This window comes from Sporosarcina sp. GTC18466, from assembly GCF_055389225.1.
The window spans coordinates 2,521,263-2,541,265 of the sequence record NZ_AP044037.1 but is presented as its reverse complement, the minus strand read 5'-3'; the positions used below and the strand labels follow the sequence as shown (position 1 = coordinate 2,541,265).

Below are 20,003 nucleotides of genomic sequence, written 5' to 3'. Positions count from 1 at the left end.
CATGTTGGGCACCTCTATTACTTATCTGCGCAAGGATCACACCGCCAACACGATATATAAACCGACAAGTGTGATGAATAAAATCGGAAGCGTCAGCACAATCCCCGTCTTGAAATACGTCCCCCACGAGATCTTCACACCTTTTTGCGACAGCACATGCAGCCAGACGAGCGTCGCCAAGGAGCCGATCGGCGTTATTTTCGGGCCGAGATCGGAACCGATGACATTCGCATAGATGAGCGCTTCGCGAATCTGTCCAGATGTCTCCGTCTCCGCGATTGCGAGCGCGTCGATCATGACGGTCGGCATATTGTTCATCACAGACGACAGGATCGCCGCGATGAAGCCCATGCCGACGGTCGCCGTGAACAGCCCTTTTTCCGCGGTCGCTTGGATGAGGCCGGCGAGTGAGCCCGTGAGCCATGCGTTGCCGAGCCCGTACACGACGACGTACATGCCGATCGAGAAGAACACGACATTCCAAGGGGCGCCTTTTACAACTGCCTTCGCCTGCACGACCGGGCTCGTTCTTGCCATCACAAGGAAAAAGATGGCGATTGCCCCTGCGACAAACGAAACGGGCACACGCAAGAAATCGCTCGCGAAATAGCCGATCAGCAACAACCCGAGCACATACCAGGACAGACGGAACATCCGCTCATCGCGGATCGCCGTCTTCGGCTCCTTCAATTTATCCGCCTCAAACGTGCGCGGGATGCTTTTTCTGAAGTACAGCAACAGAACCGTGATCGTCGCAAACAGCGAAAACAAATTCGGGACCATCATCCGCGCGGCATATTCCGCAAAACCGATCCCGAAGAAATCGGCAGAGACAATGTTCACCAAATTGCTGATCACCAGGGGCAGCGACGTCGTATCGGCGATGAAGCCGCTCGCCATGATGAACGGGAAAACCATCGCCTCTTTGAAATTCAAATGCCGCACCATCGCAAGCACGATCGGCGTCAGGATAAGCGCGGCGCCGTCATTGGCGAATAACGCGGACACTACTGCTCCGAGCAGGCTGACATAGACGAACATCCGGATTCCGCTTCCTCTTGCAAGCCGCGCCATATGCAAGGCGGCCCATTCGAACAGACCGATTTCATCCAGCACCAGTGAAATCAGGATGATCGCAACGAACGACAACGTCGCATTCCACGTAATCCCAACCACTTCCGCGACATCAGGCAGGCCGACCACGCCGGCAAGCAGCGCCACAAGCGCCCCTCCGCACGCAGACCAGCCGATATTCAGCCCCTTCGGCTGCCAGATCACGAGTATTAAGGTAAGTATAAAAATAAGTGTTGCCAGTATTGCAGTGCCCATCTCAATCCTCCACTATATGTAATACGCCCGTCAGCAGCAGCTGCCCGGCCCTCGTTTCCGGAAGATGCAGCAAAGCTCTTCCGACAATAAATGATTCACCGCTGTATCATGCAAATCATAGTAACTCCACGTGCCCTTCGCCTCTCTTACAATCAAACCGGCCTCCAGCAAAATCTTCAAATGGTAGGACAGCTTGGACTGAATCATCCCGACGGCTTCCGCCAGCTCCCCGACACTGGTCTGCCCCCTCTGGCACAGCACATACATGATTTCCAAGCGTTGCTGATCCGCCAGCGCCTTGAACTTCTTTTCATATTCCCGGAACTGCAACTGCAGGGTATCCACCGCCCGCACCCCCTTCATCAACTTTTTTTGATATATGCATTGTACGGGTTTGGCGCGGCCAGTGCAATCGATTGCTAACTTCACCCAAGTGATATGCCCGTCTTCCTTCCACATGGGCCTCCGCTTTTTATTATATTGAACAACTTACGAATCTTCACATCCTCGACCAAAGGTTTTGAGTAGGGACCCGTTCTATTTCGATTCGCTCCTAAGTAAATTAGAATAGGGCAAATGATAGATGCTGTGAATATCATCTCAATATTGTTTTGCATTTACTAATAATCGTCCGGAAAAGTTAGGAGGAAAAGAAGTAGATACGCGGGAGATGGTGCCTTATGCAGGCACGGGCGAAGGGGCTTCCCCTGACCCAAGCAGATTGTCAGGTGTCCGGAATACGTATATGAGACCTCGAATTGTCGCCTTTATCCCCGCCCATAACGAAGAGAAGTCCATTCGTGATTGTCTGGCCGGGCTGGGGGATCAACGGTTGCCGCCGGGCGTTGAGCTGGATGTCATTGTGATAGCGGATAATTGTACAGACCGGACTGAGGAATTTGCACTTCAGGCAGGCGTGGAATTCAATCTGGAACTTCGGGTGCTGAAGACTAGAAATAACAGGCAGCGGAAAGTCGGCGCCCTCAATGCGGCGTGGAAAAGCATTTACGGGGACCCTTTGGATTTATACGATAAGAAGCAGACGCTTTTTCAAGAGTATTATAGAAACTCGATCAAAGCCATTCTCGGGATGGACGCGGACAGCCGGCTGGCGCCTGGTGCCTTATCGGAGCTGTGGGACGGGTTGATGAGCGCCCGGAATATCGGCGGGGTCATGGCCAAGTACACGATGAGGATGCCTAAAAAGAAAAGTCTGATCTCCAAAGATGATCCGCATTATGAGGATAAAGTGGCAAGCGGCGAATACGGAAACGCCATGACCCGCTGGTGGACCCATCAGCAGAAGCAGGATATGGCCAGCTGGCTGCTGGATCTGCAATACAGCGGGGGGAGCACCTATGTACTGGGAGGGCAAGCCACCCTCTTCCGTCCGGAGACCCTGCAGGATGTCATTAATGAAAACAAGCTGGATGGGCCTTGGCAGGACGATAGTGATGTGGAGGATATGCTGCTGACCTGGCAGATCCAAAAAAAGTGGAAGACCCTGATCAGCCCGACCGCCCGGTGCTACGTGGACGCCATGAAATCCTATCATACCTTCCGGCAACAGCGGAATAAGTGGCAATCAGGCACAGTCGATCTCCTCACAAACCGGAATATCGGGGTCCGTTCCAAGCACCGGGGCAAGGTGTGGCGTTCCCAGCTCAAGACTCTCCTGAATCTGATCATCCGGCTGCTCTTCATCATCTTACTTGTGGTCAGCCTGGCGACGGACCAGTTCCAATGGTCCTGGTTCTGGATCACTCCCATTATCATCGCTTCCGTGCTCAATACCATCCTTGCCATAAAGACACCGATGTCACGACCCATCGACGTCTTCTTCGCAGCCATCTTAATAAGTCCGGAAATCTATTTATGGGTGAATTTGATCACCTTTGTGAATGTCTGGCTTGGTAAATTGTCCGCCAACAAAAAAGATGGGTGGGCCATCCAATATAGCGCGGAGCGAGGACAGACGAAGAGCAAGCTGGCACAGGGCATCTTGATCGTCTTGCTTTTCCTCACGCTGGCTGTCTATTTTTGCATCAATGAACGGGACTTCCTGACAAGCGAAGCGGTCCAAACTGCTGTATGGCCCTTTTTGGAAAAAGGTTGGACGGTATTGACCTATATCACTATTTTCGCAACGCTCAATATGGTCTATCAAATTTGGAGATTGCGCGGACGCCACAAAGCATGATGCAACTCCAGGAAAAGGGGTGTTAATTTCAAATGAGCATCAAAAAAGCGATCATCCCGGCTGCAGGCTTTGGTACACGGTTCTTGCCTGCCACAAAGGCGCAGCCAAAGGAAATGTTGCCGATCATCGATAAACCCACGATCCAATATATCGTGGAGGAGGCTGCCCTTTCCGGCATCGAGGATATCATCATTGTCACAGGCAAAGGGAAGCGTTCCATTGAGGACCATTTCGATGGAGCGCCCGAACTTGAAGCCAACCTGCTGGCGAAAGGGAAAATGGATTTATTGCACAAGGTCCGCTATCCCTCCCATCTGGCCAATATCCATTATGTTCGCCAAAAGGAACCACTCGGGCTGGGGCATGCCATTTGGTGTGCCCGGAGTTTTATCGGTGATGAACCATTCGCCGTCCTTCTGGGTGACGATATCGTCAGATCTACTGCGCCTTGCCTGGGCCAATTACTGGACGTTTACAAGCAAACGGGCGCATCCGTGATCGGCGTCCAGCAAGTGCCTCTTTCAGATACAAACCGCTATGGCATCATCCAGCCAAGCGGGCAGCAAGGCAGGACATATGAAGTCTCCGATTTGGTGGAAAAACCGGCCCCAGGCGATTCCCCTTCCAACTTAGCCATTGTCGGCCGATATGTTTTGACGCCCGCCATTTTTGATTATTTGAAGGAACAAAGAATTGGGGCTGGCGGGGAAATTCAATTGACAGACGCTTTGCAGCGATTCAATCAGCGCCATCCATTATTCGCATACGAATTTGAAGGAAAACGGTATGACGTGGGCGAAAAAACGGGATTCGTAAAGGCCACAATCGATTTTGCATTACTGGACCAAGATATCCGCGAACCCTTATTGGCATATCTGAATGAGGTCATTTCAACGGAACCGACTTTTTTGTAATGAAAAAAGGGGTTGTCCGAAAAGACGAAAATCGCCAGAACCGGCACGCTTTCCGCGGGCACGGCCCGAGCCAATTGGACAGCGCAGGGTCCAATTTGCCGTATTTCTGAGGTTTGTTCAGAAATTAAGGCATCCTCTCTGTGCTGCGAGCGCTCCGCTTTTGCTCGCAAAAGCCGTTCTACGTAACGGCTTTCGCTGCGGGGTCTCGGACTCGTGCTGTTCCCGCAGGACTTGAAAAACTCCCTGAAAAAGCATCGCACGAAGGAAATGCGAAGCATTTTCAAGGAGTCGACCGTTTCTGGCGATTTTCTACATCCTCATAAGAATCTTTTAAAAGGTCCTAATAATGATTTATGCTTTCTAGACAGCCCCTTTTTTCTATTCAATCCACCCCCTTGGCACTTTCCGCAAGAAGGTATCCAGGCTTCTCCAGCAGCTTAAACAGTTCTATCTTGTAGTTTTCCACTCCGGGTTGATCAAACGGGTTGACGCCGAATAAACACGCGCTCAATGCGCACGCTTTCTGAAAAAAGTAGACCAGGTACCCGAACGAGAACGCATCCATAGCCGGAATCTCTAAACCGATGATGGGCACTCCCCCTTCTCCATGCGCCCGAAATGCACCTTCACACGCTTTACGATTCACAAAATCCACGGACCTCCCCGTCAAGTAATTCAAGCCATCTATATTCTGATCATCCATCGGAATTAAAACCTCCCGTAGCGGCCGATCCACTTGAATGATAGTTTCGAATACATTCCGCTGGCCCTCTTGTATATACTGGCCAAACGAATGAAGGTCCGTCGAGAAAATGGAGGACGCCGGAAAAATGCCGCGCTGATTTTTCCCCTCGCTTTCCCCAAAAAGCTGTTTCCACCATTCTGCCAAGTACCGCATTCCCGGCTCATAGGACACCAGCATTTCAATCGACAACCCTTTTTGGAAAAGGATGTTCCGGACGACGGCGTATTGATACGCCGGGTTTCTTTCAAGCGCGGGGTCCGCCAGTTCGGTTTGCGCTTGCCGGGCGCCCTCTAGTATTTTGTGGATGTCAATGGAACCCACCGCCATTGGCAACAGACCTACCGGTGACAATACGGAATACCTGCCTCCAATATCGCCCGGTATGACGAAAGATTCGTACCCTTCCTTTTCAATCAATTGACGCAACGCGCCTCTGCTTTGATCCGTTGTCGCAAATATCCGTTTGCCCGCTTCCGCTTTCCCGTACCTTTCTTCCAGTATCGAACGGAATATCCGGAACGCGATGGCGGGTTCCATTGTCGTGCCAGACTTGGAGATGACAATGATCGAAAAGTCCTTTCCCTGCAAAAGATCCATGACGTGGCTGATATACGTAGAACTTAAATTGTGGCCTGCAAATATGAGTTGCGGCTGGCCCTTTTCAGCCGATGCCAGCAAGTTATAAAAACTATGATTCAACATGTCCATGGCAGCCCTCGCGCCGAGGTAGGATCCTCCGATGCCGATGATGAGAACGATGTCACTCATTTCCTGGATTCTTTCGGCGCATCGGGTGATGTGGGCAAGCTCCTCTTGGCCTATAGCGCCCGGTAATTCCACCCAGCCCACATGCTCTTCATATACACTGGATTTGCCATGGAACAGCTGATGCATAGACTCTACGGACTGCTTGAAAAAAGAGAGATTGTAATTGCCGAGGAAAGGGGTTGCACCAGAAAGATCAAGCTTGAGATATGTCATTTCGCCGCCTCCATTTTCTTTGCGATTGCTCCAGATGCCCTATGTACTCCCTTACTTTCAGCTTATGCTGCAACCTCCTGGTGCCATACATGAAATGTGGTACACCCGCTTCTCCCTATATTCAAAAAAGATGACCCTCGAATTGAGAGTCATCTCTTGGCGGTGCCCACTAGCGTTGCACAGCTTTAAATTTATGGTAAATAGATATAAAACTAGTATTCATCAATGCCTGAATAATGCAAAAAGAGAGCTCCTACTGTAAAATAATAACTGACGACTAAACCAGTTATATCCTACAGAAAGGAGACTCCCTATGGGAAGCATAGACCATAACTTAGTATTTCGTCAATACTTATCGTTGCTGCCAGCCAACAGTCTGGCATGCCCTCTGATGAACTACGATGCTAAGAAGTTAACAGACTTCGCATTGGTCAAAGCCCTCATATTAAGTACGATCTGTAAGTGGGAAAGCCATCGAGAAATCGAAGAAAATATCCGCGCTAACAAGTCCATACAACGAGAACTAGAATTGCAGTTAGTGGGCGGTGCCTGTGCATGACAAGATTCAAATCATTCACTACAACTGCATAGTAATAGAAAATGAATAGTATATTTTCCATGTTTCCCTGAATTCATCTCATTTTTATTAAAACTGTCTGAATTAACATGAATGTTTTTGACACAGGTACCCAAACAAACACAGGTACCCAAACAATCTCCAGCACCCCATCCTACTTCCAACGATCCTGCGACCAGGCCGAATTATAACGGTACAGCTTCGACGGCCGGTAGGCGCCAGTGCGGACCTCCTTGCCGGTATCCGTCACCATTTCTTCAACGTACCGGCGGAACTGCACTTTGTTCAGCTTCTTGCCAAGGATCACTTCATAGACTTGCTGAAGATCCGGCAGTGTGAATTCGTCTTCCATTAGATTAAAGGCGATGTTCGTGTAATTAATTTTCCCGCGGAGCCGCTCGAGCGAGTACAAGATGATTTCCGCATGGTCGAATGCAAGCCCCTGCTGCTCGATGATCCGCACAGTCGTCTGTGTACGGGTGCCGGTCGTTTCGGTCACGCGCTCCAGGCGTGCTGTCACTGAAATGTCCTCCGCCGTCAGCCGGAGTTCAATTTCCTCGATTCTGCGCGCAATAGGGCCATCCAGTTCCTCGCGCTCATCAAGCACTATATCCTGAACGGTGAACCACCGGGCTTCCTCCGCATCATCACCCGCCTGCAGCGGAGGCAACTTGCTTTGCTCGACTAGCGCAAGATAGCTGACGCTGACAATCCGCATGCGCGGATCCCGGTCCACCGCACTCCACGTGTACAGCTGTTCCGCATAGACGCCTTCCACGCCCGTCTCTTCTTTTAATTCCCGCTGGACCGCCGTATCGAGATCCTCCTCGATCCCCATGAAACCTCCCGCCAGTGCCCATGCTCCCTTGAAGGGGTGGCCGCCGCGCCGGATCATCAGGATCTGCAGCTCCTTCTCCGCCTTTTTCCGTTTGTCCGCAGGGTGCCCCGTCGCTACTGTAAAAATGACCATATCTGTCGTGATGGACGGCTTTTCATACCGGTCTTTCTCTGTTTTCCTGTAGAGTTCGATAAATTCCTGTTCGCTGAGATTCCGCAGTTCTTGTTCGTTCACGTACCCTTCCCCTTTCAAACGTTTCACTTAGTCACATCGTAAACCTAACCATGTGAGAATACAAGTTTCGCCTGAATGGGTGTCACAAGCAGCTCGTTTATCTCGAATGATGGAGCAGCTTCGCGATCTCCTCGATGGCCCGGTCCAGCCGTTGTTCATAGGAGCCGCTGATACTGACAACCGGAATGTTCCTTTCCTCGAACATCCGCTTCAGTATTTCATTCGTCTCCTTCCGCACGCCCGGATCGCTGAAGGTCCGATATCCGTCTGCCACCCACTCGACATCCGGTTCCAAATACAAGTACAAATCATACGCCTGCGAGCCGATCACCCCTTCGATGAACTCCAGCTCCCTTCCGAAATACATCTTCGCGTAATACTGGGAAACGACCGCCTCACTGTCAATGAACAACAGCTTGTTGGCTTTCTTCAGCTTCTGGTATTCCAAGTGTTTTTGCCCATAGACGATTTCCTGATAATGTTCTTCTGTCAGCAAGGTACTGCCGTCTCCGATCTCTTCGCTGACCGTCCTTCCGTATTCCTCCACATATTCCGTCCCGAACAATTGCGCCAAGTTCCGCGTGAGTGTCGACTTCCCGCAGGACTCTACGCCGACAATCGCAATCCGTTTCGTGAAATAAGGCTTCGCCGCCTCCGGGATCATTTCCCAGTTCGCAAACACGCCTTCATTCCGGATCTTCGTTGCGCTGATCGGGAAAATGGTCCGTGCTTCATCGATGACAATATGGCAGACCCCTTCCCCGTAAATTTGCGTGAACCATGCGCCATACGCCGGTTCCGAGCTGAATATATGCGTGATCTTCTCAGGAATTGCCTCAATCATCCGGCGCCCCCCTTCCAGCCACATATGGGTTTCATCCACATAAGGCGGGTCTTCCACCGCCAACACCTTCACATTTGGCATTCCTTTCACACTCGTCATGATCCACTGCTGGCGTCTCCGGAAATCGATATACGCAAGCCCCGCTTCCGCACATAGACGCCGGTCCCGCGCCTCATCATAACTGACGATGACATAAAGCGTATCCACCTGCGCCGCCGCTTTGGTGATCGCGTATAAATGCCCTTTATGGAACGGAATGAACTTCCCGCCGTAATGTCCGACTTTTTTCATGAGTGAGCGCCCCTTTCCGTTTTCTGCACTCTTGACAGTTTCACCCAGTTGACATAGCCATAGATGGAATTCACGAGGAACGCCGACCACATGATAACCATGTTCCAGTCATTGCCGCCCGCCTGCACAAGCGTCACCACCCATAGTGTGATCGTCAGCACATTCACGAGAATCCATATGACCCACTGCTCCGCGTACCGCCGCACCATGAGAATTTGCGCGATGACGGACAGGACGACCGCCATGCTGTCGATCCGCACTTGCTGCGCCGAAAGCAAGGTGAGCAGTTCCGCGTACACGAGGGCTCCGACTACGAAAGAGGCGACTACGGCCAGCCAGCCCTTTGCCGTCAGCCGTTTCACATAGACATCCTCTCCCCGCACAGATTCCTCTTTCGCCTTCGCATGCCGCATCCACAGCCAGATGCCGATGAACTGCGTCGGGAAATAAAACAGCCAATTCAGCATCGCTTCCCCGTACAGCCCATAGCCGAATGCAATATACCCGTACGTCGCCGTCTGGACAATCCCGAACACATAATTCGATACTTTCCCTTTCGCCACAAGCACAACGCAAAGCATCCCGGCAATCGAACTCACAAGCCCAAGCAGCGTATCCTCGAATGCAAAATACAAATAGACGGTAATCCCTGTAAACACGGTGATCCATATTTTTTCAAATACGGTCCATTGAGAAAAGAACCCCTTCAGCTTTCTGCTCATTCCGCTCACTTCCAATCTACTTAGTTTCAATTCAACACTAACTATAAACTTAGTATATAAATGAAACTATGTATTTGTCAATGAAAAACACAAATTCCCGTTACACTAGTTGCCGCTACGAAGGCATATCAAAAAACCAGACCCACAGCAGGCCTGGTTTCTGATGGCGGATACGCCTGCGGATTGCTGGGTGTACCCACACAATCCAGTTTCAAATGCTAGAATGTGCTCGTTGTGACGGTACCTGTGCAAGACAAGATTCAAATCATTCACTACAATTGCATAGAAATAGAAAATGAACATTGCCAATTCCATTTTTGATTAAATATATATTCAAATTGGCTGAATTGACATGAATGTTTTTGGCACAGGTACCCAAACAAGAACCGCAGAAAGATAGCTTTATAGATGAAAAACTGGATGAAACGTACTCGGATTTATTGTTCAAGACTAGAATTGAAGATGCGGAAGGCTATATCTATATTTTATTCGAACACAAAAGTTATCCTGATAAAGGAATCGCGTTTCAGCTGTTGCGCTATATGACAGACATTTGGAAAGCGTCAATGGATAATAATACAATCGATATGCCCGTTGTTCTTCCACTCGTTGTTTATCATGGGAAACCAAATTGGAATGTCCCAGAAAGTTTGGGTAGCAAAATAAGCAACTATGAATCACTCCCTTCTTCCATTAAAAAGTATGTGCCCGATTTTAATTACTTACTTTTTGATCTTTCCCGCTTCTCAAATGAAGAAATTAAAGGCATAGTGAAGACACGTATTGGCTTACTACTTTTGCGAGACATATTCACCTCAGATTCCGAAAAATTACTATGCTCCTTCCATCGTGCTATTCAATACTTGAATGATTTAGAAGACAGACAAACAGGAATAGAATACTTTTAAACGATGATTCGTTATATAGCAAGTGCAGCAAAAAGTTTAACGAAGAAAGACATGGAGAAACTGTTACAAGACGTAGAAACAAATTATCAGGAAGGAAGTGAAATTGCAATGACCTTAGCGGATATGTGGAGAGAAGAAGGACTGGAAAAAGGATTGGAAAAGGGGCTAGAAAAGGGGCTAGAAAAGGGACTTGAACAAGGCATTAGAGCAAGCTTGCTTGAGATGGCAGACCAAGGATTGATTTCGAGATTCAAGAAAGTCCCGCAAGATATTCGTGAAGGACTAAAAGATGTGGAGACCGCTGTCCTGAAAGCGATTGTTTTACGAATTATGAGCGAGGACAGTTTCGACAGCCTGGATGAAGTCCGGGAATACTTATAAAGTTGAAATTAGATTACAGACAGAAGCCAACCATACATTGGCCTGGTTGGCTTCTGTCTCTTTTCTATGCAATTATTGTGTAGGACCTACCTTACACCCGGCATCGGCACCACTAAATCCTCCCCTCCAGCAACCCGCTCGGTTCGCCCACGCTATACAGCTGCAGCGCGTGCATGGCCCTTGTGCAGGCCGTATAAAGAAGCCGGCGCACTTGCTCTGAATTGTAAACGTCCCTGGAAGCATTGTAGAGGATGACGGCATCGAACTCGATGCCTTTCGCCAAGTATGCCGGCACGACTACGACGCCCTGTTCGTATTCGAAGGAGCCGGTCTTCAGCAAGATCAGCCCGCTGACCATGGCAGACAAGGATTCATATGCATGTCTGCTCTCTTCGGCGGACTTACAGATGATGGCGATGCTTTGGTAACCGGCCTGTTTGTAGTCATCGATTTTGGAGACGATCTCCCCGTGCAGCTCTTCCTGATCCGCCACCCGCTTCAACTCAGGACGCACTCCATCCCGTTCAAACGGGACAATCTGGCTGGCGCCAGGAATGAGCGAACGCGTGAATTCGATGATCGGTTTTGTCGACCGGTAGCTTTTCGCCAGTTCAATCACGGTCGTCTCCTCCGGCCCGTACAATCCTTCGAGCATATCGAAATCGGTCGTCTGATCCGCATGCGCGAAAATGGCCTGGTTGAAATCCCCCAGCACGGTCATCCTCGCTGCCGGGAAAAGCCGCCGTAAAAATTCGAATTGGAACGGAGAATAATCCTGCGCCTCGTCGACGAAGACATGTTTGATTGTCCGGTTCGCCTGGAAACCTTTGATCAGTTCATTTAATAATAGAAACGGGGTGGCATCCTCATAGGCTAGCCGATTGTCTTCCAGCATATCCCGTGTCGCCTGACAGATGGCCTTCCATTCCTCCGGCGTTTCCCCATCCATCCACTGCTTGATGTGCAACGGGTCTTCGAAAAGCTGCCCATAGATCCCTTTCATGTCGATGAATTCGAACGCTTTGATCCTTTGCAAGAGCGGTTTCACTTTTCGCCTGACAATCAACCGCGCGAGGTCCTTTTGCTCCACCTCGTAGTCGGCCATCGCGGCTCCCTTCAGCCCGTGTTTCTTCGCCAATTGCCGGTGCGCCTTATGGTATTCCTCATCGCTCAGCAGCTCAATCCGATCCAGCACCCATTGCTCATTCCACTCTGCCTTCTGGAACTCTTTCACTTCCTTCAGCAGCCACTCCTTCAACTGCTCCAGGCGGTTATGAAAACGGAAATTCGTGTCTTGCGAATAAAACCTCTCTGCCATCTGGCTGGCAGACACAATCGTCTGTCCGCGGAAAACCAAATCGGTGAACCGCATGCCCGCTTGCTCAAGTGACACCCGGTACGACTCGATCGCCTCGAAAAACAGTGAAGACGCCTTGAACCGGATGCTTTCCGTCCGTACCCGGAGTGCAGGGGAATCCTCCGCTGTCAAAATGTACTCCAGCTGGTCATACGGATTTTCCACGTTGAACTCCTTGCTCAAGCGGTGATCCAAGTACTCCTGGAACGTGACTTGCTGCATATTCTCCTCGCCAAGCTCCGGCAGCACATTGGAAACATAGCTGTTGAATAACGTATTCGGGGAGAATAAAATGATCTGATCCGCCCGCAGACTTTCGCGGTATTTATAGAGCAAATAGGCGACCCGTTGCAAGGCTGCAGATGTCTTCCCGCTGCCCGCCGCCCCGTGGACAATAAGTAGTCTGCCGCCATCGTGGCGGATGATCCGGTTCTGATCCTGCTGGATGGTCGCGACAATGTTATTCATCTTCTTGTCCGCGCTTTCGCCTAACGCGAGCTGCAAAATCTCATCACCGATTGTCAGGCTCGTATCAAACATCGACTGGAGCGTGCCCTTTCGGATCAAGTACTGCCACTTCGTTTCCATGTTCCCGTGAACCATCCCGCCCGGCGTTTTATAGGAAGCTTCACCCGGCTCATAATCGTAATAGACACTTGAAATCGGTGCGCGCCAGTCGTAAATGAGGAAATTCTCCCCGTCCTGATCAGTCAGCGTGCCAATTCCGATGTAGACCTGCTCCGCAGCTTGTTCTCCTTCTTCCAGAAAATCAATCCGTCCGAAATACGGCACATCCTTCATACGCCGAAGTGTCGACAATCGTTTCGCGGCATTCTTATGAGTGCTTTGGCTGACAGACAAGGCTTGCGCCTCTTGCCTCAGTCCAATGATCGTTTCCAAATAATCGTCGAATGTATCGAGATTGACCTTCACTTCATCCCAAAAATGCTTGCGGATCCTGACCACTTCATCACGCTGACGCGCAGTGTCCCCTTCAAGTTTGCGAATTTGTTCTGCAATAACACGACCCACTTCATCCACCCGCTGCTGTTCAATCTGAAACGTCGACTTCACGGCAAACACCCCTTTTACAAAAATGAGTAAACCTGTTGACATGCAGATAGACGATGGTGTATACTTAAAATAGGGAAATTATAAGTATAAAAACATTTAATGTCTATCCTTACTATCGTACCATTCGATTGCCAGCGGGTCAATTGTGTGGGTACGTATTTTTTTATTTGCAATTAATGATTGATGATACAAAAAGGAGCCAACGCAGCATGACCGCGATGGCTCCTTTTTTTAGTTACTCGCCAATTGGCGTAAAGAATTCTCGTACTTTCTCTTCCGTCACATCACCTAGCTCCTCATAGACGCATGAGGGATTGCGATCTTTATCAACCACCACAGAACGGATGCCCTCGAAGAAATCCGCATGCCGCAAGAAGCGCTTCGCCAGGATCAAATCCGTGGTAAGGCACTCTGCCACGGATGTCCCCTCGCCCTTCTTCATCTGTTCAAGTGTCACTTTAAGAGACGATGGGGACACGGAACGCATGGTCTCCATGGTAGTCTTGGCAAAACGGGTCTCGCTTTCCCCGAGCGACGCGATGATCTCTTCCACCGTCTCAGAGGAAAAATGAAGGTCTATTTCAGGCTGCCATTCCGCCAGCACCCCGTTCGCAGGCGGCTCAGATGTAAACGCCGCAAGCAAGCTCTTCAGTCCCGACGCTTCTTCATCCAGGTCGCGCCAATCCGTCGTTTCAACAGCCGCCAAAAACGCAGGCAGCTCGCCGCTTTCCATGTACACATCCGCCGCATTTGCATATAAGACGTCCGCAGCCGTAATGGTCGCCGCGGTCAATGCAAGATAGCGGCCCGCCTTCCCAGGTGCCCGGTTCAAGAAATACGCGGCTCCGACATCGGGAAAGAAACCGATATTCATCTCAGGCATCGCCCATTTCGTCCGCTCCGTGATTGTGGCGGTACCTGTGCAAGACAAGATTCAAATCATTCACTACAATTGCATAGTAATAGAAAATGAACAGTACCACTTCCATATTTGATTGAATATATATTCAAATTGGCTAAATTAACATAAATGTTTTTGGCACAGGTACCCTAACTTCGCCTCTCTTCATCTCACCGTCGGGATAATCTCCTCGTTCTTCACTTCCACAATACAATTCTTCAGGACATTCTCCCTGCCGCCATGCCGGTCATACCAATCCTGCACCCGCACCACATGCGCCTCATCGCTTCGCACATTATCTTCAATCCGGATATACTCCTCGCGGCTGTCATATTCCCAGACCGCAAAAATCTCCGTCGTCTGTTCGTCATGCGGAAGCATCCATCTGCCCACAAGCCGCGCCCCATGCTTCAGCTGATTGGGCAGGTTGTTTTCGTTGAAATGGTTATTGAATGTGTCGACAAATTCATTTTTTACAATGTAGTATTTACGTCTGTAAAACAACTTTCCACCCCGTTATCGCTTTGTATTGTCTTTTTCCGAAAGTACAGAGATGATGCTATCCTGTTTTTTCTCTATTCTTTTATTGCTCTCGTATTTTTTTGTTGATTATGCAACCCCGCACTCATCATAATGAAGAGAAAAAGCACAGCACTATTTGCCAGAAAACCAATCACTTGATTACACTCCTTATACTGCAGATGGTCTATAACGAATTCCCGAGCCGCGCGTCCCTAGTCATACGAGCAAGCCGCTTCCGCAGAACCGATGTCAGCAGGCCAGCCCCAATAGATAATAGCGTATAAAAAATTACCCAAATGAGGAATGACGTGTTGAAAACAGTGAACATGGACACAACACAAGCGAGCAGCGTGACGACCGGCATGACAAACCACCTTTTGAAAAAGATCGTTCCAAGTATGGACGCGGCAATGACACCGATCGGCAACATGATTAAAACAAGTACGAATTCCATCTATTTCGCCCCTCATTCCATTACTAGGATGCAGTGATCACAAAACTGTCTAAGGCACACACTTCGCCTTGCGGCTCGTTCATGAGCGCATAATAACTGGTCAATAACGGTATCATGGCAGGCGCTGCCGCCTCCAGTTCGACCCGGATGCTGTTCGCGTAGCTCATTTCCCACTTTCCGTCAGGCAAGAATGAAGCATCCACCACTGCCTGTTTTTCGACGGTAAAGCCCGCTTCCTCTAGCAGCTGCCGAATTTGCACCTTATGGAACAGGTTTTGGACATTGCTGTCATTCTCCACAAATTGTGAGTAGAGGGCGATCAGGGAAACCGCGCAGAAGTGGCTGCGCTGCGCCATCTCGGTGAACGCGATATCCCATTCCGCGAAACAGATCCGCTTTGTCAGCCGGCGCAATTTTTGGAAGACGCCCAGCAGCTCCTTCGGGTCGTGAAAATACCAGGAGCAGTGGGATAATACTACGGCATCAAAGGGAACGTCCACTTCCACATCATGTAAATCGGTATCCAGGTGGAACGTGATCCGCTTTCCTAACGATGATTGCAAAATATGATCGGTCGCTTCGCCCAACGTGAAAGGCGCCCCGTACTCCCGGCTCGCTTTGTCGACAGCGACGATCTGTCCTTTTTCTCCCGTTGCATGGGCAAGCGCCATCGTCGTATCCCCTTGCCCGCAACCAATCTCAAGAATTCGCCCGCCCTTCGGAAGGTCAAATGCAGAAACGAGACGCAACCGGTGCTGCAGCTGAATCTGCTGGATCTCGTCGTGTTCAAATAACTGATGTTCCTTCAGGAAGGTAATGGTTTGCGCGTCCAATGGATAGTCCATACTCTCGTTCCTCCGTTTGTCCACTGAAATCGTGACGTTTTATCTCTCACTCGGAACCCATTTCCGTGCTGTCAGCTGAAGGACGAGCAGACTCACCCAGCTAACAAACGGAATGGCGATCACAAGAATATATTGCTTTCTCCCACTGCTGCCGAACAGGCGTGCTTCCGCATCCAAGAGATAGGATCCCCACGCGATGGCACCGAGAAAGAGCAGATTGATCAAACATGCGGATAGCATGGCAACCCTTTTGTTCCCAGTCGCCCTAAGCACCTGGCTGGAGACGAGTACGGAAAACAGCAGAGAGGCCACGATCATGATCGCATGACTCACTCATGCGACCCCTTGAATTTCTCCGGTTTCATCACATAACTCTCGACAATAAACCCGCAATCCGTACAGACGACAAATTCCACCGGCGAGCCGAAACTCGATTTATTGACCGTCGCCATGGCGGCATAGCCGCTCTGCTTGCCCCTTCCGAGTTCCCGGCTGCCGCATTTCGGACATTCCGTCGCTTTTTCCACTTGTTTCATGTAAATCCCTCCGTATGCAGGGACCGGCAGTTATTGACCTGCCAGCCGCATGCTTTTTTTGATCAACCGGATCTGGCCCCTGTGGCTCAGTTCGTCCTCCATCACATGGAACCATTTGAAATAATGATTGGCCGGTTCTCCGCCCCAAAAGGGAGACTGCTCGAACAGCCAGCTGTCCGGCAATGTACGGAACGTATCGACCGTCTTCCGGCGGGCATGCTCCAGCTGTTCGATATAATAGTCGATGGAGTGGCCGCGGATCTGCTCACGCGCCGCGGGACCCAGATCGAGAGCCGGATTCAGCTTTTCCAGGTCTTTTTCCGTAAAGCCCCTGTTCTCAAAGGTGTTGATTTGGTATGCCTCCTCGACAGACACCATATGGGCGAGCAGCATGCCGATCGAGTTCGCCTCGTCATGCATCAGATAATCGAGCTCGCTGACCGTCAAATCCTTCACCTCATCCAGTGTCGTCAACCGGGTATACACCATCATGGAGACCAATTTGCTGAACTCCAGGCTGAGGCCTTCTTTTTGATCGATAATAAATAGCCCTTCTGTTTCCAAGTCCATTCCTCCTCACGCGTCCCTGCTTGATACGAAAAAACCACAGAACCTCATGAAATCGCCTGTGGTTGCAATGTTTCCGAGCAGTGCGGCCATGTTCCGCACGTTTACATGTAGAATCCGTGGAGTGAGACGCACTGAATGCCTTTCAAAGGTGCTGTAATGACATTCACTGATTGCATTCTACTCACTCCTTTCCGTCACTTTAAAACTATCATATCATTCGAACAAATTACGGACAACCTTCTTTCTTGAAACGGTTGTTCTCGCCTCCGCCCGGTTTTCCCTCTATAATAAGTGGACAACTGACGAAACGGAAGTGATCACATGTGCACGACAGTCGGATTTTCATACACGGACGGCTATGTATTCGGACGGACGCTGGAGATGGGGATCAAGCTCGAAAACTCGCTGCTCTGCGTGCCAGCCGGGCATACAGGATTCATCCAGGCAGACGGAAACGCGTTTGACACAACGTACGCGGTGCTCGGCATGGCGTTCATGGAGATTGCAGCATTCGGCGACGGCATCAATGAAATGGGGCTGATGGCGTCGAACAATCTGCTGCCGGGCTATGCGTCATTCGCGGAAGAGCCGGCAGCAGGCAAGATCAATCTGACGCTTTCCCACGCCTTCAATTATTTGCTCAGCCGCTGCAAAGATGTGCAAGAGGTCAGAGAGGAAGCGGAGAAGATGAACATTCTCGCAAAGAACGAAGCCGGCGAGACGTCCGCAGACATGCACTTTTTCTTCATGGATGCAGCAGGGAACGGGCTGGTGCTCGAGCCGAAAGGCGGCCGGCTCCTGGCGTACGACAATCCGTACGGGGTGCTGACGAATGCACCTGAATTCCCATGGCATACGGCAAACCTGAAAAACTATCTGCATTTGCAGCCTGAAAATATCGAAAGCCGCGACTGGAACGGAACGCCCGTGACGAAATTCGGCGAAGGAAGCGGGCTCGTCGGACTGCCTGGCGACTTCACCCCGCCTTCCCGCTTCGTGCGCGCCGCCTTCTTCGTATCCTCGACCCCGCGGCAGCTCGATCGCACGAGTGCCATCTTGCAGGGCTTCCGTATCCTGTCCCAGTCGGATATCCCGACCGGCGCGGTCATTGATCCGAATGAAGGGAATAACGATGAAACGCTCTATACAGGTGTCATGGATACAGCGCGCCGCGCATATATCGTCAAATGCCATGACAATATCAATCTCCAAGTTTTCTCGCTGGATGATTATAAAGATGCAGAAGACATGCAGTTCATCCCGCTTCAGAGGAGCATGGAGCTGTAAAGTTGCCACACCGTCCATAAAGGAGTCCACCCATGACAACACAATTCACAAAAAAACAGGCCGTCCTGCTGCTGTTCACCATTTTCGCGGTGTCCGTCAACATGCGGCCCGCCATCTCATCCATCGGCCCGATGCTCGATACGATCCGGGATGATCTCGCCCTCTCAAACGCGCAAGTGAGCTTGCTGACTGCATTGCCGGTCCTCTGCATGGGCTTGTTCGCTTCCCTTGCTCCGTTCCTGAACCGGACCATCGGGCTCACCGGGTCGATGTATCTCATGCTGCTGATCATCGGCGGCATGACGCTGCTGCGCGGATTCACATCCTCCTATGCAGCCTTGCTCATTTCTGCAGTCTTCATCGGGATCGGCATCGCCGTCATCGGGCCGCTGCTGTCGTCGATGATCAAACAGTTCTTTCCGGACCGCGCGACAAGTGTCATCGGCATTTACACATTCGGCATGGGGGTCGGCGCGACGCTCGGAGCGGGGCTGACCGCGGTCTTTTTCAAACGGACCGGCTCGTATCCGTTTGCGCTGGGCATCTGGGCGGCGCTTGCGGTACTCGGGCTCGTCTTCTGCGCGCTTTCCTTGCGGGGCAATATCCGCTTGAAGCAGAAAAAAGCGGATTCCGCAGGCGGCGCTGCCGGGATCTCCCCGTGGAAGCAGAAAAAAGCGTGGCTGTTCCTCGTGTTCTTCGGCCTGCAGGCATCGAGCTTCTTCTGCGTCATCACATGGGTCGTGCCGATCGCGACAAGCAGCGGCATGTCGCTCGTTGCGGCAAGCGGAGTGCTCAGCCTGATGACGGGGATCCAGATCGTCCTGAACCTGATCTTCCCGATCGTCTATGAACGGATACCGAAGCGCCGGCTCTGGCTGCTGTTTTTCCTTACCATGGGCTTGATCTCGATCGCCTTGCTCTCGACTGGCAACTGGACACTTATGTGGGTCAGCGCGGTTTTCATGAGCATGCCGCTCGCGGGGCTCTTCCCGATCTCGCTTCTGTTCCCGCTGGACGCGACCGAAACGGCCGAAGATACGAACGCCTGGACCGCCATGATGCAGACAGGCGGCTATATCATAGCGAGTTTCGTTCCGCTCCTCATCGCGCTCGTCTACGACGCGACGGGCAACCATGCATACACGCTCGGAATCTTCGCTGCGCTGTTCATCGGCATGATCCGACTGACGTTTTTGGTCGGGGAACGGGAACAGCAGGTTGGTTGATTTGATTCACAGTAAAAAGCAATCGTCCATTATTCATCTGGATGATTGCTTTTTTTGATATACATATTATGTTATAGTACTCATCAACTAAGGGGGTATCAGAATGGGCTATTTCAAGTCGCCTGAAGACAAGTTAAACGTTACTAGAATAGTGCAGTTGCAACAGGCTGATGAAGCGGATGCTGCATTCATGAAAATCTTACAAGACGTGCTTCAAGAACATGACGCAGCCTTTAAAGGGTTAGCTGATCGTTGAGTCAAGAAGGG

Annotated in this window: 21 protein-coding genes; 7 read left to right on the top strand and 14 right to left on the bottom strand. The window is 50.7% G+C overall.

Annotated features, from left to right (window positions below):
* Nucleotides 1-36: 36 nt before the first annotated feature.
* Nucleotides 37-1,329 (bottom strand): arsenic transporter, encoded by a 1,293-nt coding sequence (locus tag ACZ5FK_RS12570; RefSeq protein ID WP_464805230.1) that lies wholly within the window; start codon nucleotides 1,327-1,329, stop codon nucleotides 37-39.
* Between the two features lie 30 nt (nucleotides 1,330-1,359).
* On the bottom strand, nucleotides 1,360-1,665 hold the full coding sequence (locus tag ACZ5FK_RS12565; RefSeq protein ID WP_464807431.1) for an ArsR/SmtB family transcription factor: 306 nt from the start codon (nucleotides 1,663-1,665) through the stop codon (nucleotides 1,360-1,362).
* A gap of 334 nt (nucleotides 1,666-1,999) precedes the next feature.
* Here ACZ5FK_RS12565 and ACZ5FK_RS12560 point away from each other — a divergent pair, with 334 nt between their 5' ends.
* Both ACZ5FK_RS12560 and galU read left to right on the top strand, forming a co-directional pair.
* Nucleotides 2,000-3,529, top strand: coding sequence for a glycosyltransferase family 2 protein (locus ACZ5FK_RS12560; RefSeq protein WP_464805229.1), 1,530 nt, complete (start codon nucleotides 2,000-2,002; stop codon nucleotides 3,527-3,529).
* Between the two features lie 32 nt (nucleotides 3,530-3,561).
* The gene (gene galU, locus ACZ5FK_RS12555; protein ID WP_464805228.1) at nucleotides 3,562-4,443 is read left to right on the top strand and encodes a UTP--glucose-1-phosphate uridylyltransferase GalU; all 882 of its coding nucleotides are present in this window, start codon (nucleotides 3,562-3,564) and stop codon (nucleotides 4,441-4,443) included.
* A gap of 382 nt (nucleotides 4,444-4,825) precedes the next feature.
* On the opposite strand, the gene ACZ5FK_RS12550 is transcribed toward galU, so the two are convergent.
* The 4 genes from ACZ5FK_RS12550 to pnuC form a co-directional block, all read right to left on the bottom strand.
* Complete coding sequence (locus tag ACZ5FK_RS12550) at nucleotides 4,826-6,169, bottom strand: glucose-6-phosphate isomerase (RefSeq protein WP_464805227.1); 1,344 nt, start codon at nucleotides 6,167-6,169, stop codon at nucleotides 4,826-4,828.
* Nucleotides 6,170-6,900: 731 nt separating this feature from the next.
* Nucleotides 6,901-7,818, bottom strand: coding sequence for an NUDIX hydrolase (locus ACZ5FK_RS12545; protein ID WP_464805226.1), 918 nt, complete (start codon nucleotides 7,816-7,818; stop codon nucleotides 6,901-6,903).
* Between the two features lie 97 nt (nucleotides 7,819-7,915).
* Nucleotides 7,916-8,953, bottom strand: a complete 1,038-nt coding sequence (gene nadR, locus ACZ5FK_RS12540; protein ID WP_464805225.1) for a multifunctional transcriptional regulator/nicotinamide-nucleotide adenylyltransferase/ribosylnicotinamide kinase NadR — start codon at nucleotides 8,951-8,953, stop codon at nucleotides 7,916-7,918.
* Nucleotides 8,950-9,675, bottom strand: coding sequence for a nicotinamide riboside transporter PnuC (gene pnuC / locus ACZ5FK_RS12535; protein ID WP_464805224.1), 726 nt, complete (start codon nucleotides 9,673-9,675; stop codon nucleotides 8,950-8,952). The genes nadR and pnuC overlap by 4 nt, the downstream gene beginning before the upstream one ends.
* Before the next feature lie 356 nt (nucleotides 9,676-10,031).
* Between pnuC and ACZ5FK_RS12530 the strand changes: the two genes are divergently transcribed.
* On the top strand, nucleotides 10,032-10,583 hold the full coding sequence (locus tag ACZ5FK_RS12530; RefSeq protein ID WP_464805223.1) for an Rpn family recombination-promoting nuclease/putative transposase: 552 nt from the start codon (nucleotides 10,032-10,034) through the stop codon (nucleotides 10,581-10,583).
* A 3-nt stretch (nucleotides 10,584-10,586) separates the two neighbouring features.
* A complete protein-coding gene (locus tag ACZ5FK_RS12525) occupies nucleotides 10,587-10,964 on the top strand; it encodes a hypothetical protein (RefSeq protein WP_464805222.1) in 378 nt (125 codons plus the stop codon).
* 112 nt (nucleotides 10,965-11,076) lie between these two features.
* Here the strand turns inward: ACZ5FK_RS12525 and helD are convergent, their stop codons facing one another.
* The 8 genes from helD to ACZ5FK_RS12485 form a co-directional block, all read right to left on the bottom strand.
* Entirely contained in the window at nucleotides 11,077-13,395 is a 2,319-nt protein-coding gene (helD, locus tag ACZ5FK_RS12520; protein ID WP_464805221.1) for an RNA polymerase recycling motor HelD, read from the bottom strand.
* Nucleotides 13,396-13,630: 235 nt separating this feature from the next.
* The gene (locus tag ACZ5FK_RS12515; RefSeq protein ID WP_464805220.1) at nucleotides 13,631-14,278 is read right to left on the bottom strand and encodes an enoyl-CoA hydratase/isomerase family protein; all 648 of its coding nucleotides are present in this window, start codon (nucleotides 14,276-14,278) and stop codon (nucleotides 13,631-13,633) included.
* A 183-nt stretch (nucleotides 14,279-14,461) separates the two neighbouring features.
* Nucleotides 14,462-14,800, bottom strand: coding sequence for an NIPSNAP family protein (locus ACZ5FK_RS12510; protein ID WP_464805219.1), 339 nt, complete (start codon nucleotides 14,798-14,800; stop codon nucleotides 14,462-14,464).
* Between the two features lie 202 nt (nucleotides 14,801-15,002).
* Nucleotides 15,003-15,272: a DUF2651 family protein gene (locus tag ACZ5FK_RS12505; RefSeq protein ID WP_464805218.1), complete on the bottom strand. Its 270-nt coding sequence runs from the start codon at nucleotides 15,270-15,272 to the stop codon at nucleotides 15,003-15,005.
* Nucleotides 15,273-15,295: 23 nt separating this feature from the next.
* Entirely contained in the window at nucleotides 15,296-16,117 is an 822-nt protein-coding gene (locus tag ACZ5FK_RS12500; protein ID WP_464805217.1) for an SAM-dependent methyltransferase, read from the bottom strand.
* Nucleotides 16,118-16,156: 39 nt separating this feature from the next.
* Nucleotides 16,157-16,450, bottom strand: coding sequence for a hypothetical protein (locus ACZ5FK_RS12495; protein ID WP_464805216.1), 294 nt, complete (start codon nucleotides 16,448-16,450; stop codon nucleotides 16,157-16,159).
* Complete coding sequence (locus ACZ5FK_RS12490; RefSeq protein WP_464805215.1) at nucleotides 16,447-16,653, bottom strand: transcription initiation factor TFIIIB; 207 nt, start codon at nucleotides 16,651-16,653, stop codon at nucleotides 16,447-16,449. The genes ACZ5FK_RS12495 and ACZ5FK_RS12490 overlap by 4 nt, the downstream gene beginning before the upstream one ends.
* A gap of 30 nt (nucleotides 16,654-16,683) precedes the next feature.
* The gene (locus ACZ5FK_RS12485; RefSeq protein WP_464807430.1) at nucleotides 16,684-17,145 is read right to left on the bottom strand and encodes a DinB family protein; all 462 of its coding nucleotides are present in this window, start codon (nucleotides 17,143-17,145) and stop codon (nucleotides 16,684-16,686) included.
* Nucleotides 17,146-17,544: 399 nt separating this feature from the next.
* Here ACZ5FK_RS12485 and ACZ5FK_RS12480 point away from each other — a divergent pair, with 399 nt between their 5' ends.
* From ACZ5FK_RS12480 to ACZ5FK_RS12470, 3 genes are all read left to right on the top strand, one after another.
* Nucleotides 17,545-18,510 (top strand): linear amide C-N hydrolase, encoded by a 966-nt coding sequence (locus ACZ5FK_RS12480; RefSeq protein WP_464805214.1) that lies wholly within the window; start codon nucleotides 17,545-17,547, stop codon nucleotides 18,508-18,510.
* Between the two features lie 32 nt (nucleotides 18,511-18,542).
* Nucleotides 18,543-19,736 carry an MFS transporter gene (locus ACZ5FK_RS12475; RefSeq protein ID WP_464805213.1) on the top strand — a complete coding sequence of 398 codons (1,194 nt, stop codon included), beginning with the start codon at nucleotides 18,543-18,545 and terminating at the stop codon, nucleotides 19,734-19,736.
* 103 nt (nucleotides 19,737-19,839) lie between these two features.
* Nucleotides 19,840-19,992, top strand: coding sequence for a hypothetical protein (locus ACZ5FK_RS12470; protein ID WP_464805212.1), 153 nt, complete (start codon nucleotides 19,840-19,842; stop codon nucleotides 19,990-19,992).
* The last annotated feature ends 11 nt before the right edge of the window (nucleotides 19,993-20,003 follow it).

Bases quoted from the DNA above. Each gene is read 5' to 3' on its own strand.
- ACZ5FK_RS12570 (WP_464805230.1), bottom strand. From the start codon at position 1,329: ATGGGCACTGCAATACTGGCAACACTTATTTTTATACTTACCTTAATA.
- ACZ5FK_RS12530 (WP_464805223.1), top strand. From the start codon at position 10,032: ATGTTTTTGGCACAGGTACCCAAACAAGAACCGCAGAAAGATAGCTTT.
- nadR (WP_464805225.1), bottom strand. From the start codon at position 8,953: ATGAAAAAAGTCGGACATTACGGCGGGAAGTTCATTCCGTTCCATAAA.
- ACZ5FK_RS12480 (WP_464805214.1), top strand. From the start codon at position 17,545: ATGTGCACGACAGTCGGATTTTCATACACGGACGGCTATGTATTCGGA.
- ACZ5FK_RS12515 (WP_464805220.1), bottom strand. From the start codon at position 14,278: ATGCCTGAGATGAATATCGGTTTCTTTCCCGATGTCGGAGCCGCGTAT.
- pnuC (WP_464805224.1), bottom strand. From the start codon at position 9,675: ATGAGCAGAAAGCTGAAGGGGTTCTTTTCTCAATGGACCGTATTTGAA.
- ACZ5FK_RS12485 (WP_464807430.1), bottom strand. From the start codon at position 17,145: ATGATGGTGTATACCCGGTTGACGACACTGGATGAGGTGAAGGATTTG.
- galU (WP_464805228.1), top strand. From the start codon at position 3,562: ATGAGCATCAAAAAAGCGATCATCCCGGCTGCAGGCTTTGGTACACGG.
- ACZ5FK_RS12500 (WP_464805217.1), bottom strand. From the start codon at position 16,117: ATGGACTATCCATTGGACGCGCAAACCATTACCTTCCTGAAGGAACAT.
- ACZ5FK_RS12525 (WP_464805222.1), top strand. From the start codon at position 10,587: ATGATTCGTTATATAGCAAGTGCAGCAAAAAGTTTAACGAAGAAAGAC.
- ACZ5FK_RS12560 (WP_464805229.1), top strand. From the start codon at position 2,000: ATGGTGCCTTATGCAGGCACGGGCGAAGGGGCTTCCCCTGACCCAAGC.
- ACZ5FK_RS12550 (WP_464805227.1), bottom strand. From the start codon at position 6,169: ATGACATATCTCAAGCTTGATCTTTCTGGTGCAACCCCTTTCCTCGGC.
- ACZ5FK_RS12490 (WP_464805215.1), bottom strand. From the start codon at position 16,653: ATGAAACAAGTGGAAAAAGCGACGGAATGTCCGAAATGCGGCAGCCGG.
- ACZ5FK_RS12505 (WP_464805218.1), bottom strand. From the start codon at position 15,272: ATGGAATTCGTACTTGTTTTAATCATGTTGCCGATCGGTGTCATTGCC.
- ACZ5FK_RS12475 (WP_464805213.1), top strand. From the start codon at position 18,543: ATGACAACACAATTCACAAAAAAACAGGCCGTCCTGCTGCTGTTCACC.
- ACZ5FK_RS12470 (WP_464805212.1), top strand. From the start codon at position 19,840: ATGGGCTATTTCAAGTCGCCTGAAGACAAGTTAAACGTTACTAGAATA.